The organism is Erwinia sp. V90_4, assembly GCF_029967685.1.
Lineage (GTDB): Bacteria > Pseudomonadota > Gammaproteobacteria > Enterobacterales > Enterobacteriaceae > Erwinia > Erwinia aphidicola.
On sequence record NZ_JASCAQ010000042.1, the window covers coordinates 234,897 to 247,980 of the forward strand.

12 protein-coding genes are annotated in these 13,084 nt (G+C 56.0%); 9 read left to right on the forward strand and 3 right to left on the reverse strand.

Annotation, left to right across the window (positions count from 1 at the left end; genetic code table 11):
- Nucleotides 1-193 precede the first annotated feature (193 nt).
- The 6 genes from ansP to QLG07_RS09740 all read left to right on the forward strand — a co-directional run bounded on the left by ansP (nucleotide 194) and on the right by QLG07_RS09740 (nucleotide 5,617).
- Nucleotides 194-1,642, forward strand: coding sequence for an L-asparagine permease (gene ansP, locus QLG07_RS09715; RefSeq protein ID WP_133623100.1), 1,449 nt, complete (start codon nucleotides 194-196; stop codon nucleotides 1,640-1,642).
- Between the two features lie 130 nt (nucleotides 1,643-1,772).
- Nucleotides 1,773-2,354, forward strand: a complete 582-nt coding sequence (gene nudK, locus QLG07_RS09720) for a GDP-mannose pyrophosphatase NudK (RefSeq protein ID WP_282469120.1) — start codon at nucleotides 1,773-1,775, stop codon at nucleotides 2,352-2,354.
- A gap of 126 nt (nucleotides 2,355-2,480) precedes the next feature.
- Nucleotides 2,481-3,572, forward strand: a complete 1,092-nt coding sequence (locus tag QLG07_RS09725; RefSeq protein ID WP_048915241.1) for a DUF1176 domain-containing protein — start codon at nucleotides 2,481-2,483, stop codon at nucleotides 3,570-3,572.
- Between the two features lie 211 nt (nucleotides 3,573-3,783).
- Nucleotides 3,784-4,107 carry a hypothetical protein gene (locus tag QLG07_RS09730; RefSeq protein WP_282469121.1) on the forward strand — a complete coding sequence of 108 codons (324 nt, stop codon included), beginning with the start codon at nucleotides 3,784-3,786 and terminating at the stop codon, nucleotides 4,105-4,107.
- A 74-nt stretch (nucleotides 4,108-4,181) separates the two neighbouring features.
- Entirely contained in the window at nucleotides 4,182-5,342 is a 1,161-nt protein-coding gene (locus QLG07_RS09735; protein ID WP_282469122.1) for an S-type pyocin domain-containing protein, read from the forward strand.
- Nucleotides 5,339-5,617, forward strand: a complete 279-nt coding sequence (locus QLG07_RS09740) for a hypothetical protein (RefSeq protein ID WP_282469123.1) — start codon at nucleotides 5,339-5,341, stop codon at nucleotides 5,615-5,617. Before QLG07_RS09735 ends, QLG07_RS09740 begins: the two co-directional genes overlap by 4 nt.
- A 241-nt stretch (nucleotides 5,618-5,858) precedes the next feature.
- On the opposite strand, the gene tkt is transcribed toward QLG07_RS09740, so the two are convergent.
- From tkt to rpiB, 3 genes are all read right to left on the reverse strand, one after another.
- Nucleotides 5,859-7,859: a transketolase gene (gene tkt / locus QLG07_RS09745; RefSeq protein WP_253536867.1), complete on the reverse strand. Its 2,001-nt coding sequence runs from the start codon at nucleotides 7,857-7,859 to the stop codon at nucleotides 5,859-5,861.
- Nucleotides 7,860-7,922: 63 nt separating this feature from the next.
- Nucleotides 7,923-8,873, reverse strand: a complete 951-nt coding sequence (tal, locus tag QLG07_RS09750; protein ID WP_048915243.1) for a transaldolase — start codon at nucleotides 8,871-8,873, stop codon at nucleotides 7,923-7,925.
- 235 nt (nucleotides 8,874-9,108) lie between these two features.
- Nucleotides 9,109-9,567: a ribose 5-phosphate isomerase B gene (gene rpiB, locus QLG07_RS09755; protein ID WP_282469140.1), complete on the reverse strand. Its 459-nt coding sequence runs from the start codon at nucleotides 9,565-9,567 to the stop codon at nucleotides 9,109-9,111.
- A 312-nt stretch (nucleotides 9,568-9,879) separates the two neighbouring features.
- On the opposite strand from rpiB, the gene QLG07_RS09760 reads away from it, so the two are divergent.
- From QLG07_RS09760 to QLG07_RS09770, 3 genes are all read left to right on the forward strand, one after another.
- Entirely contained in the window at nucleotides 9,880-10,992 is a 1,113-nt protein-coding gene (locus QLG07_RS09760; protein ID WP_099753429.1) for an alcohol dehydrogenase catalytic domain-containing protein, read from the forward strand.
- Between the two features lie 70 nt (nucleotides 10,993-11,062).
- Nucleotides 11,063-12,337 carry an MFS transporter gene (locus tag QLG07_RS09765; protein WP_187498295.1) on the forward strand — a complete coding sequence of 425 codons (1,275 nt, stop codon included), beginning with the start codon at nucleotides 11,063-11,065 and terminating at the stop codon, nucleotides 12,335-12,337.
- A complete protein-coding gene (locus tag QLG07_RS09770) occupies nucleotides 12,337-13,080 on the forward strand; it encodes an SDR family oxidoreductase (protein WP_282469124.1) in 744 nt (247 codons plus the stop codon). The genes QLG07_RS09765 and QLG07_RS09770 overlap by 1 nt, the downstream gene beginning before the upstream one ends.
- The last annotated feature ends 4 nt before the right edge of the window (nucleotides 13,081-13,084 follow it).

Consider the following 13,084-nt stretch of genomic DNA (forward strand, 5'->3'; position numbering starts at 1 on the left):
AACGGTTAGGATGCATCGCCGCATTTTCCCTGCCTGCGTCAAGAATATAACTACAGCTGGCAGGGGAGTTGTTCAGACATGCGACAGTGTACGCAATCGTTTGGTCGGCATCTTCGAAAACAGATAAGAAAACAGGATACCCGGGACAGGTAGCCGCATCACTCTTTTGTGGACAGGACAACTAGGATAGAAAATGAAAGCTGATAAAAAATCTGGCGCAGACAAACGCGCTGCAAGAAGACGTTGGTTAAATTCTCATGATTCCGGCTACCATAAAGCTATGGACAACCGTCACGTTCAGATGATTGCCATCGGCGGCGCGATTGGTACGGGTCTGTTCCTCGGCGCAGGCGCCCGCCTGCAGGCAGCGGGGCCGGCGCTGGCGCTGGTCTATTTAGTCTGCGGTATCTTCTCCTTCTTCATTCTGCGCGCGCTTGGCGAACTGGTACTGCACCGCCCGTCAAGCGGCAGCTTCGTCTCCTACTCCCGTGAGTTCCTCGGTGAAAAAGCCTCTTACGTGGCGGGCTGGATGTACTTCGTCAACTGGGCGATGACCGGGATTGTGGATATCACCGCCGTGGCGCTCTACATGCACTACTGGGGCGCGTTTGGCGATGTGCCGCAGTGGGTGTTTGCCCTTGGCGCGCTGGCCATTGTCGGCACGATGAATATGATCGGCGTGAAGTGGTTCGCCGAAATGGAGTTCTGGTTTGCGCTGATTAAAGTGCTGGCAATCGTGATTTTCCTGGTGGTCGGTGTGGTGTTCCTCGGCAGCGGCAAGCCGCTGGACGGTAATGCGACCGGCTTCCATCTGATCAGCGACAACGGCGGCTTCTTCCCCAATGGTCTGATGCCGGCGCTGGTGCTGGTGCAGGGGGTGGTGTTTGCCTTTGCCTCAATTGAGCTGGTGGGCACCGCCGCGGGCGAGTGTAAAGACCCGAAAACCATGCTGCCAAAAGCGATCAACAGCGTGATCTGGCGTATTGGCCTGTTCTACGTCGGCTCGGTAGTGCTGCTGGTGCTGCTGCTGCCGTGGAATGCCTATCAGGCCGGTCAAAGTCCGTTCGTGACCTTCTTTACCAAGCTGGGCGTGCCTTACGTCGGCAGCATTATGAATATCGTGGTACTGAGCGCAGCGCTTTCCAGCCTGAACTCCGGCCTCTATTCAACCGGGCGTATCCTGCGCTCGATGTCGATGGGCGGATCTGCGCCGAAGTTTATGTCGAAAATGAGCGGCCAGCAGGTGCCTTATATGGGGATTCTGGTCACCATCGGCGTATACATCATCGGCGTGTACCTGAACTACGTGGTGCCATCGCGCGTGTTTGAGATCGTACTGAACGTTGCGGCGCTGGGGATTATCTCCTCCTGGGCATTTATCGTGGTGTGCCAGATGCGCCTGCGTAAAGCCATCAAAGAGGGCAAGGCGGAAGATGTGAGCTTTAAAATGCCGTGGGCGCCGTTTACCTCCTGGCTGACGCTGCTGTTCCTGGCCAGCGTGCTGGTGCTGATGGCGTTTGACTACCCGAACGGCACCTACACCATTGCGGCTATCCCGCTGATTGCCGTGGTGCTGGTACTGGGCTGGTTTGGCGCCCGCAAGCGTGTGAATGCGCTGGCGCAGGAAGAACATAACCACTAATCGCCATCGGCGAAGTGCTCAGGTCATCACGGTAAGGGTCAGGCATGCCTGACCCTTTGTCTTTCAGATAGTTTTCCCTCGCGTTGCGTTCTAAGATGGCAGACTCCCGATTCATCTCAACGGAGCCTGTATGTCAGCCAAGATCGACGTCATCAAAAATAAAATCCTGTCAGAAAACTGGTTCACCCTGCGCAACTTTACCTACGACCTCACCGCGAAGGACGGCTCCACCCTCCGCCACAAGCGCGAAGTGTACGATCGTGGCAACGGCGCCACTATCCTGCTGTACAACCGCGATAAAAACAGCGTGGTGCTGACGCGTCAGTTCCGCATTGCCACCTGGGTTAACGGCAATCCCAGCGGCATGCTGATTGAAGCCTGTGCCGGGCTGCTTGATGATGATTCGCCAGAAGACTGCATCCGTAAAGAAGCCATTGAAGAGACCGGTTACGCGGTGGGCGAAGTCGAAAAGCTGTATGAGCTCTACATGTCGCCGGGCGGCGTGACCGAGCTGATCCACTTTTTTGCCGCGGAGTATAGCGATGCCCAGCGCGATAACGCCGGGGGCGGGGTAGAGGATGAGGATATCGACGTGCTGGAAGTGACCTTCCCGGAAGCCTGGGCGATGGTCAAAGATGGCCGCATCAAAGATGGTAAAACGGTAACCCTGTTACAGCATGCCCTGATTGAAGGCTGGCTGCGTCTGATTTGAATCTGACCACGACTGTCCGATAAATCCGATTGAGGCCCCGGGCGCAGCAACGCATGATGGAATCAGTGCACAGATCGTCTGTGCTAATATTCTTCTTTGCCTCACATCACCGGGACCCCTCGATCAATGCCTTACTGGACGAAATGGTCAGTGCTGCCCCTGTTTTTGTTTGCGGCAGCGTTGCAGGCCCAGCCGTTACAGAAGACTTTTTCTGACTGGCAGATTACCTGCAACAACCTCAACAGCTGCGAAGCGCGCAGTTTCCCTGGCGATAACGGGCTGGCAATGACGCTGGAGCGTGCTGCGGGGAATAATGCTCAGGCCGAACTGCGCATCGATTATGGTAACCGCTACAGTGGCGAACTGACGGGCGGCGCGCTGCGCGACAACCTGCTGCTGGATGGACGACGGCTGCAGCTCGACCTTAAACACTGGGATGTGGAGCCGCACCACCTGCTGACCCATCACGCTATCTCTATCGATGAATTCCTCGCTCAGGTGATGGATGCCGATGCCATCCAGCTGCTCTACCGGGCGGATGCCACGGTGTCGCTGCACGGCCTGAAGGCGGCGCTGCTGCTGATGGATGAGGTGCAGGGGCGCGTCAACGGTGCCAGTGCCTGGATTAAGCGTGGCGACCGCGCCGCGTGGGATGTACCGCCGGTGCCGGCGCTGCCGCAGGTTGCCCCGCCGCCGCGCCCGCCGCTGGCACTGACGCACGATGAAACCAGCGGGCTGATCGATTTCGGCACCTGGCGGGTTAACAGCGATAGCTGTTCGCTTAATCCGCAGCGGCGCGAGGTCAGCGTTTCTCCCTTGAACGATGAGAAGGCACTGCTGCTGGTGAGCTGTGAAATGGGGGCGTATAACACCATCGATCTCGCGTTTGAAGTGACGCGCAGCCAGCCTTATGTCTCCAAAAGCGTCACGCTGACGCTGCCGTTCGCACCGCCCGAGCAGAGCAGTAAACAGCTGGAGCTGGTCAATGCCGACTTTGATGCGGCACGCGGTGAGCTGCTGACCTACAGTAAGGATCGCGGCCTGGGCGACTGCGGTGTGGCGACCCGCTGGCAGTATAATGGCCGCGAGTTTGTGCTGGCGGAATACGCCCAGGAGAGCACCTGTGACGCCTGGCATAGCAGCGACCAGTGGCCGACGCTGTGGGTCAGTAATCATTCCCAGCCACCGGCTACCGCCAGCGTGGAAATGCAGCCTTAATTTCCTTTTCTTTACGCCCCGCTTAATTTCCTGCAGCCCATTGATGTGTCATGGGCTGCAGGCCCGCGCCTGCTTATCCCCGCCCTGTAACTCTGTTGATATTAACGCTCTGAAGTACTGAGCACCTGGCTATTCACTTTCTCACTATTTATTTATCCAGATTAGCTGGAAGGACCGACTACACCGCAAAGACGCGGGACATGGAGTAAAGATGAAAGGAAATAGAATAAAGTTTTATTGCGGGCATGCAGGTATTCATTCCCAGGATGGGGGAATTACCTTTACTGCCGGGCTTACCGCTATTACCTCTAATGATGGTCCGGGGTGGGGCAATACCACCGATCCCGGTGGTCACACGGTCCATCATTATACCGGCGGCAAAGGGGGTAATTCACATAATACCGGTAATGCGGGTGGCAATGGCGGTAGCCATACATCTTCATCCGAAGATGACCTGAAAAGCCAGCCAGAGCGGCAGACATTTTCCTCGCCCAGGCTAAGCTGGCTGTCATTGCACCAAAGCTTGAGTTACTAAATCAGACTAAAGTCGCTGCCGATAAGACGCTAGGGCTGCTGCTGCAACAGTTACGCGACAGCGCTAACAAACAGTTGGCGGGCGCGAATGTTTTCCCGCTGCGCGGCTACGGCAGCAACACGCCGCCGGGCTTTAGCTATCTGGGAAATGGTTACGCCGGGCCGACGGCGGCGCAGTCCGCTGCCTACGCGCAAAACCTGCTGGCGGCGGCTGCACGGCTAATACCGCAGCCGCACGGGGATATCAGCATCGCCACCACCGGGCTGGAGCTGGATACCCAGGCGTTATGGCAGTCCGGCAAGCTCAACAGCACGGATTTCAGTCAGGTATTTCTGGCGGCGATTTCCCCGGTGGTGATTGGCCTGACGAACGCAGGCGCACTGCGGGCCGCAGTGGGTAAAAGCGTCAATACGTCTCTGCGCGTGCAGCTGGCAGTTTACGCGGGGGCGGCGTATCTGCAGCTGGTCAGAACGCAGACGCCGCAGCCGCTGCGCGTGCTGTCAGCCACCCTCGATCCGCAGAGTGACTATTACCAGTTCACGCTGCCTGCGGATATGGCTGCCGGTCGGCCGCAGATTCTGGTCAGCCCGGCAAATGCCCCCGGTGTGAACGGCCCGATTGTGCTGGACGGCCCGGCGCCGTTACCGAGCGCGTTTATTCATACCGGCGGCAATATCATCAGCCTGCCCGCGCTGAGCGCCACGGTACTGCCGCTACCAACGGTGAAAAGCTGGCGCGACTTTATCCTGGTGTTCCCGGACGGTTCCGGCATTCAGCCGCTGTATGTCATGTTGCATAGCCCCTATGGGGAGTCCGATACGAAAGGGAGATACAGTAATCGTGACTACCATAGCCAAAAATGCGGCGGGCCTGTTGTCGATCTTGACTGCCGCACGGCAAATATTGATGCTGCCGGAATAGAGTTGGTCAAAATACACGTGAAGCGGTTTGGTGCATCGGTGGCAAACGATGTGATGGTACAGCGTCTGGAGGGTATTGCTGGTGGCAAGTTAGCTGCCACGGATACCGATAAACGTTTTTACACCCATGAAATCCGCGAGCTTGAACGTTATCGTGCGCTGGGCTATGCGGATAGCGAAACGGATGATGAGACCTGGAACAATACTCATTCGGCAACGCTGGAGGATTATAAGCTTGCTGATAAGGTTTTGAATTTCTATACACAAGAATCCCTGGATGCAGATCTTAAGGACGAGTTGGAGAGAAACAAATGATTGATGTAAAATCTCTTATTACGAACGAAACTATAGCTGATGTAGCATGTTGTCTGGCAGGCACTGGAAGTGAACGTACAGTATCTTACATTTTTTTGGATAGGCTTTACTCGCAATATAATCCCAAGGTGCATGAAACTCGAGAATTTCGTGATGTTATTCGCCAATTGGTTGATAAACAAATTCTGGATATGTCTCCTCAAATGGGCCTTTCTCGCGGAATCAACTGGGAAATTCCGCAGTGTCGCAAGGATAAAAAATATGGCTTTGAGTAATCAATTCCTGCGATATTTTGAACTGTTCAATCTGCGCTAAGCAGAAAAGCCGCCCAATGGTGTTTTGCTGCGTTTTCCACAAGGCGTCTGGTGTTTCTCTCTGCACAGGAAAATATTTCCTCCCGCTGCTCTGCCTGTCTTTTCCTGCAGGACATGTGAACAATAATGTCTGCTAACATGATTGTTCACACCATAAAAAAACCGCCTTGCGGCGGTTTTATTTTCACACTTACTTTCGCTATCAGTGTGGTTTCAGCAGCGCTTCGGCATGGCTGACGATGTTTTCCACCGTAAAGCCAAATTCCGGGAACAGCTTATCAGCGGGAGCCGACTCACCAAATCCGGTCATGCCAACAATAGCGCCGTTCAGGCCGACATATTTATACCAGTAGTCAGCAATACCGGCTTCCACCGCGACGCGTTTCGTCACGCCGGAAGGCAGTACGGATTCACGGTAGGCGACATCCTGCGCGTCGAACAGGTCGGTAGAGGGCAGGGAGACTACCCGAACTTTATGGCCGCTGGCCGTCAGTTTTTCAGCTGCGCCCAGGGTAATTTCTACCTCGGAACCGGTGGCGATCAGGATCACTTCCGGCGTGCCGTCGCTGTCTTTCAGCACATAGCCACCGCGTGAGATATTCTCTAGCTGCGCTGGAGTACGCTCCGGCTGCGCCAGGTTCTGACGCGAGAGGATCAGCGCGGTTGGGCCGTGATGACGCTCGACGGCATGCTTCCACGCCACGGCGGTTTCTACCTGGTCGCACGGGCGCCAGACGCTCATATTCGGCGTGACGCGCAGGCTCGCCAGCTGCTCGACCGGCTGGTGGGTTGGGCCATCTTCGCCCAGGCCGATGGAGTCGTGGGTATAAACCATAATCTGGCGCGCCTTCATCAGCGCCGCCATGCGCACCGCGTTACGCGCATATTCCACAAACATCAGGAAGGTGGCGGTATACGGAATAAAGCCGCCGTGATGAGCCAGGCCATTGGCAATTGCCGTCATCCCGAACTCGCGCACGCCGTAGTGGATATAGTTACCGGCAAAGTCCTCTTTGATCGACTTCGAGCCTGACCAGATTGTCAGGTTGCTCGGTGCCAGGTCAGCGGAGCCGCCCAGGAACTCTTTCAGCAGCGGACCGTAGGCTTCCAGCGCGTTTTGTGAGGCTTTACGGCTGGCGATTTTCTGTGGATTAGCCTGCAGCTGTTCAATGTATTTCTGGGTCTCTGCCTGCCAGTTATCCGGCATGCCGCCATCCATACGACGAGTAAACTCTGCCGCCAGTTCCGGGTGCGCAGCCTGATAGGCGGCGAACTTTTCGTTCCAGCTTTTCTCGTGTTTCGCACCGGCTTCTTTCGCATCCCACTGCGCATAAATCTCTTTCGGGATCTCAAACGGCGGGTAGTTCCAGCCCAGTTCTTTGCGCGCCAGCGCCACTTCTTCCACGCCCAGCGCAGCACCGTGCGACTCTTCCTTACCGGCTTTATTCGGTGAACCGAAGCCGATAATGGTTTTACAAACGATCAGCGACGGTTTATCGGTGACGCTCTGCGCCTCTTTGATCGCCGCGGCAATGGCGTCCGGGTTATGGCCGTCGATGTCGTGGATTACATGCCAGTGATAGGCTTCAAAGCGTTTCGCCGTGTCGTCAGTAAACCAGCCGTCGGTCTCACCATCAATCGAGATGCCGTTATGGTCATAGAAACCAATCAGCTTGCCAAGGCCGAGCGTACCCGCCAGAGAACTGACTTCATGGGAGATGCCTTCCATCAGGCAGCCATCGCCCATAAATACGTAGGTGAAGTGGTCGACAATTTCGTGGTCAGGGCGGTTGAACTGGGCGCCCAGCGTGCGTTCGGCGATCGCCATCCCCACCGCATTGGCCAGACCCTGGCCCAGCGGGCCGGTGGTGGTTTCCACGCCCGGCGTATAGCCGATCTCCGGGTGACCGGGGGTTTTGGAGTGCAGCTGACGGAAGTTTTTCAGCTCTTCTATCGGCAGGTCGTAGCCGCTGAGGTGCAGCAGGCTGTAAAGCAGCATCGAGGCATGACCGTTGGAGAGGATAAAGCGGTCGCGGTCGGCCCATGTTGGGTTGGCCGGGTTGTGATGCAGGAATTCACGCCACAGCACTTCCGCAATATCCGCCATGCCCATCGGTGCGCCAGGGTGGCCGGAATTGGCTTTTTGCACGGCGTCCATACTGAGTGCGCGGATTGCGTTAGCCAGTTCTCTACGTTGAGACATAATTTTCTCCCGAAAGTGGTGGAGGCGGGCCAGTGGCCCGCCTTAATAGAGGTAATAAAGAGGTTACAGCTTAGCGGCGAGCACATCTTCCAGCTTCTGCTGGTCGACGGCGAACTGACGAATACCTTCCGCCAGTTTTTCTACTGCCATTGGGTCCTGATTGTGTTCCCAGCGGAATTCAGATTCAGACAGCGAGGCTGGCTGATGGAAAGCTTCGGTTGATGGGGTCAGCTTGCGCTCCAGCGGCGCGTTGCTGGCCTGCAGTTCTTCCAGCAGATTAGGGGAGATGGTCAGGCGGTCACAGCCTGCCAGCGCAACAATTTGCTCGGTCTTACGGAAGCTGGCACCCATGATCACGGTGTTGTAGCGGTGCTGCTTATAGTATTCGTAGATCTTACGTACCGACTGCACGCCTGGATCTTCATCCACGTTATACGGGTCCAGAGGTTTGCGGCTGTTGTACCAGTCGTAGATACGGCCAACAAACGGGGAGATCAGGAACACGCCCGCTTCGGCACAGGCACGGGCCTGGGCGAAGGAGAACAGCAGCGTCAGGTTACACTGGATGCCGTTCTTTTCCAGCTCTTCCGCCGCTTTGATGCCTTCCCAGGTGGAAGCCAGTTTGATCAGGATGCGCGAGCGGTCAATGCCGTTCTCTTCATACATTCTTACCAGCTTCTCGGCTTTGGTCACGCACATACCGCGGTCAAAGGAGAGGCGCGCATCCACCTCGGTAGAAACACGGCCGGGAACGCTTTTCAGAATTTCCATACCGAGGTTGATGGCGACTTTGTCGCTGGCGTTAATGATCTGGGTCTCTTTACTGCCGCCCTGTTTTTTGGCGTAGTCGATGGCGTCAGTAATCAGATGCTTATAAGAGTCGAGGCCGGAGGCTTTCAGGATCAGAGACGGGTTAGTGGTAGCATCCTGCGGGTGGTAGTTACGAATCGATTCAATATCACCACTGTCTGCCACCACGGTGGTGAATTGTTTTAGTGCGTCTAGCTGGTTCATCTCTTTAAGCTCCTTGAATACCCTTGATACTTCAGGCTGCACAGGCGCTAAGTGCCTGCCTGCAACCCCAACTATTTTGGGTGTAACGATGATAAGAAAAATATCTCAGGCGGATCACAGTGCATCAGGCGCTGTCGAATAGGAATGCGCTTTTTCTGATTGTTGCAATGGGCCCGCCCAATGGGTGATGCCTTATCACTCTTAGCGGAAGTTTACGCCATCGCGGCGCTGACCTTTAACCGCCTGTAAGCTGCTCGTAGTAACCAATTCTTTCGATTTTAGGCGCCGAACGGCCCCCTTCAAATTCGGCTTTGAGCCAGGCTGCCACAATGGATTTTGCCAGCTCCAGCCCAATTACGCGGGCGCCCAACGTGATGATTTGCGCGTTATTGCTTTTACGCGCGCGCTCAGCTGAGTAAGTGTCATGACACTGAGCGGCGCGGATGCCGGGCACTTTATTCGCCGTGATACTCATTCCTATGCCCGTACCGCACACCAGGATGCCACGTTGATGCCAGCCAGTCTTGATGGCTTGTGCCACTGTCCAGGCAATATCAGGGTAAGCGCAACCGCTCTCCTGCTGCATGTCAGCACTGTAATCAGTGGTGGCAAAGCCCGCCTGCTGCAGGTAGTTGACCAGGATGTTTTTTAACTCAATGGCGGCATCATCAGCGCCAATCGCAATAGAAAGCATAGCAGATCTCCAAAATAACGTGACGGAAGCGGCGCGATCCCTGGGATCGCACCGGCACAGAAGTACCCTAATCGCAATAAAACAAATGTTCAACAGAAGTTCATTTGATTATTAGTTTTTTGGCTGTTCACAAAAATAAAATAGGGTCTTGTCACATTTTCAGGATCTGAAAACGAGTGTTAACCCACTAATTACGCGTTTTATGCACCAAATCACAATTTAAGCTCTCTCCGGTTGGCTTATCCATAAGCCCTGCGTACTGTTCAATTGTTACTTGGATGTGTAAATGATCAAAAAGTGGAGGAGAGGATTATGTGCCAGCAGTGTGAAGTGCAGAACCGCCGTAAAGAGGGAATTCCGTCACGGATGAAGGCTGTTGTGGCATTTGCGCCCGGAGACTACCGCCTGCAGGAAGTGGAGGTGCCGTCCATTGGCCCGGGCGAAATTCTGGTGAAGGTTGAGGCTTGCGGGATATGCGCAGGCGATGTCAAAGCCTGGGAGGGCGCGCCGAGCTTCTGGGGCGATGACAAGCAGCCTGCCTATATTAAGGCGCCAATGATCCCCGGCCATGAATTTATTGGTCATGTCGTGGCGCTGGCCGACGATGTTGAACAGTTTGCGCTGGGCGATCGGGTGATCTCCGAGCAGATTGTGCCGTGCTGGGGCTGCCGTTTCTGCAATCGCGGTCAGTACTGGATGTGTGAAAAACACGATCTGTACGGTTTCCAGAACAACGTCAATGGCGGTATGGCGCAGTATATGAAGTTCACCAAAGAGGCGATCAACTACCACGTGCCCGCTGAGCTGCCAATTGAAGATGCCATTCTGATTGAGCCTTACGCCTGTTCGTTCCACGCCGTGCAGCGTGCCAACATCAAGCTGGGCGATGTGGTGGTGCTGGCAGGAGCGGGGACGCTGGGCCTGGGAATGATCGGGGCAATCAAGAAATCCGGCCCGGCGAAACTGGTGGTGCTGGACCTCTCTGACGACCGTCTGGAACTGGCAAAGCGCTTCGGCGCCGATATGGTCATTAACCCCGCGCGTCAGGACGCGGAGAAAATCGTTAAGGAGATGACTGAAGGATACGGCTGCGACATCTATATCGAAGCGACCGGTGCAGGAAAATCTGTTGAGCAGGGGCTGGCGATGATCCGCAAGCTCGGCACGTTCGTCGAATTCTCGGTATTCAAAGATCCGGTCAGTATCGACTGGAGTATTATCAGCGATCGCAAAGAGCTTGACGTGCTCGGTTCCCACCTTGGTCCTTACTGTTACCCGCTGGTCATTGAGGGCATTCGTGACGGATCGCTGCCGACCCGTGGCGTGGTGACACACACCTTGCCGCTTGAACGTTTTGCTGAAGGATTTGACCTGATGAAGCGCGGTGTTGATTCCATCAAAGTGGTGCTCAATCCCAATCTTTAAACCAAATCTCACGGTGCGGTCGTCCCGCTTAATCCGGGCGCACTTCCTGACATTTTTTCCAGGGGGTTGTATGTTGCAACGAATGATTGACCGCATTGGCCTGTCGCCGAAGCTGCTGTTGGGCTATGCCGGGGTACTGATCTTTATGATGGGTGAGGGGCTGGAGCAGGGCTGGCTGTCGCCTTATCTGATTGAGAACGGCATGACCGTTCAGCAGTCTGCGCTGCTGTTTAGCGTTTACGGTTTTGCCGCCGCGATTGCCGCGTGGTTCTCTGGCGTGCTGGCAGAGATCTTCACCGCCAGGCGGGTGATGCTGGCCGGGCTGGTGATGTTTATGATCGGCTCTGTACTGTTCCTCACTTTCGGTCTGCCCAGCCATCATCTGGCAACCATGATCCCGACTTACGCGTTGCGTGGCCTGGGTTATCCGCTGTTTGCCTACGGTTTTCTGGTGTGGGTCGCGTATGAGGCACCGAAAGAGCGCCTCGGCTCGGCGGTGGGCATCTTCTGGTTTGTCTACAGCGGCGGCCTGAGCGTGCTCGGGGTGCTTTACTCCAGCATTGCCTTGCCCTGGCTCGGGGAGATCCACACGCTGTGGAGTGCACTGATTTTTGTCATGCTCGGTGCGATGATCGCCCTGTTCCTCAACCGCGGCGGTGAGACGGTAGAGGAAAAACGCGAGAAACCGTCGCTGGCATATGTATTGAAGGGCATCACCATTGCCTTTGAAAATCCGAAGATTGGCCTTGGCGGTATCGTGCGCACTATCAATACCTCGGCGGCGTATGGCTTCGTGGTGTTTATGCCGACCTACATGATGGACCTGGGCTTTACCCGCACCGACTGGCTGCACATGTACGCCGCGCTGTGGGGCGTCAATATCATCTTCAACCTGCTGTTCGGCATTGTCAGTGACGGTTTAGGCTGGCGCAACGTGGTGATGTGGTTTGGCTGCATCGGCTGCGCGATGACGACCCTGTTGTTCTTCTATATGCCGCAGTGGGTTGGCCCCAACTACTGGGCTACCGTCACCATGGCCGGGCTGTTCGGCGCCTGCCTGGCGGCATTTGTGCCCTTGTCAGCCCTGATGCCCACCCTGGCACCTGAAAATAAAGGTGCCGCGATGTCGATTCTCAATCTGGGCGCAGGGCTGAGTACCTTTGTCGGCCCGGCGGTGGTCGGGCTGTTTATCGGTTCGCTCGGCGCTACCGGAGTGATCTGGATTTACACCGGTCTCTATCTGGTGGCGGCGCTGCTGATGAAGTTCGTCACGCTGCCTGCGGGTTCATCGCACCCGGTACCCTCGGCCTCCGGCCCGCTGATTAAACAAAAAGGAGCTTCATGATGAAACTGCCATTAGACGGCAAAGTTGCGCTAATTACCGGTGGTGCGGCAGGCATTGGTTATGCCATCGCCCAGGAATTTTTGCAGCAGGGAGCGCGAGTGGCGCTGCTGGATCGTGACGACCGTGTGGGGCACATTGCCGCCGCATTAAACGCTGAACACGCGCTGGGTATTGCGCTGGATGTGACTGTACCCACGGCGGTTAACGCGGCGGTGGCAGAGGTGATTAGCCACTTTGGTGCGCTGGATATCGCCGTCAACTGTGCCGGCGTGGCGCTGCTTGGGCCGGCGGAAGCGCTCAGTGAAGCAGACTGGGACCGAACGCTGGATATCAATCTTAAAGGCACGTTTTTAGTGTGTCAGGCGGCGGGGCAGCATTTCCTGCGTCAGCAAAGCGGCAACATTATCAATATGGCCTCGCAGGCAAGCGTGGTGGCGCTGCCGCAGCACATTGCCTACTGCGCCAGTAAAGCGGCGGTGGTGGGGTTAACCCAGGTGCTGGCGCTGGAGTGGGGACCGCACAATATCAACGTCAACGCCATCTCTCCAACCGTGGTGCTGACCGAGCTGGGCGCGAAAGCCTGGGCAGGCGAAGCCGGGGAAGCCCACAAAAAACAGATCCCGCTGCGTCGCTTTGCTGAGCCAGCGCACATTGCCGCTACCGCACTGTTCCTTGCCAGCCCTGGAGCGGCAATGATGAACGGCGCCAATGTGGTGGTCGACGGTGGTTTCACCATCTGCTGAGGTG

What these genes read in the sequence shown, in the direction of transcription:
- QLG07_RS09770 (WP_282469124.1), top strand. Translation starts at nt 12,337, where the DNA reads ATGAAACTGCCATTAGACGGCAAAGTTGCGCTAATTACCGGTGGTGCG.
- QLG07_RS09725 (WP_048915241.1), top strand. Translation starts at nt 2,481, where the DNA reads ATGCCTTACTGGACGAAATGGTCAGTGCTGCCCCTGTTTTTGTTTGCG.
- ansP (WP_133623100.1), top strand. Translation starts at nt 194, where the DNA reads ATGAAAGCTGATAAAAAATCTGGCGCAGACAAACGCGCTGCAAGAAGA.
- tkt (WP_253536867.1), bottom strand. Translation starts at nt 7,859, where the DNA reads ATGTCTCAACGTAGAGAACTGGCTAACGCAATCCGCGCACTCAGTATG.
- nudK (WP_282469120.1), top strand. Translation starts at nt 1,773, where the DNA reads ATGTCAGCCAAGATCGACGTCATCAAAAATAAAATCCTGTCAGAAAAC.
- QLG07_RS09730 (WP_282469121.1), top strand. Translation starts at nt 3,784, where the DNA reads ATGAAAGGAAATAGAATAAAGTTTTATTGCGGGCATGCAGGTATTCAT.
- QLG07_RS09740 (WP_282469123.1), top strand. Translation starts at nt 5,339, where the DNA reads ATGATTGATGTAAAATCTCTTATTACGAACGAAACTATAGCTGATGTA.
- tal (WP_048915243.1), bottom strand. Translation starts at nt 8,873, where the DNA reads ATGAACCAGCTAGACGCACTAAAACAATTCACCACCGTGGTGGCAGAC.
- QLG07_RS09760 (WP_099753429.1), top strand. Translation starts at nt 9,880, where the DNA reads ATGTGCCAGCAGTGTGAAGTGCAGAACCGCCGTAAAGAGGGAATTCCG.
- QLG07_RS09765 (WP_187498295.1), top strand. Translation starts at nt 11,063, where the DNA reads ATGTTGCAACGAATGATTGACCGCATTGGCCTGTCGCCGAAGCTGCTG.
- rpiB (WP_282469140.1), bottom strand. Translation starts at nt 9,567, where the DNA reads ATGCTTTCTATTGCGATTGGCGCTGATGATGCCGCCATTGAGTTAAAA.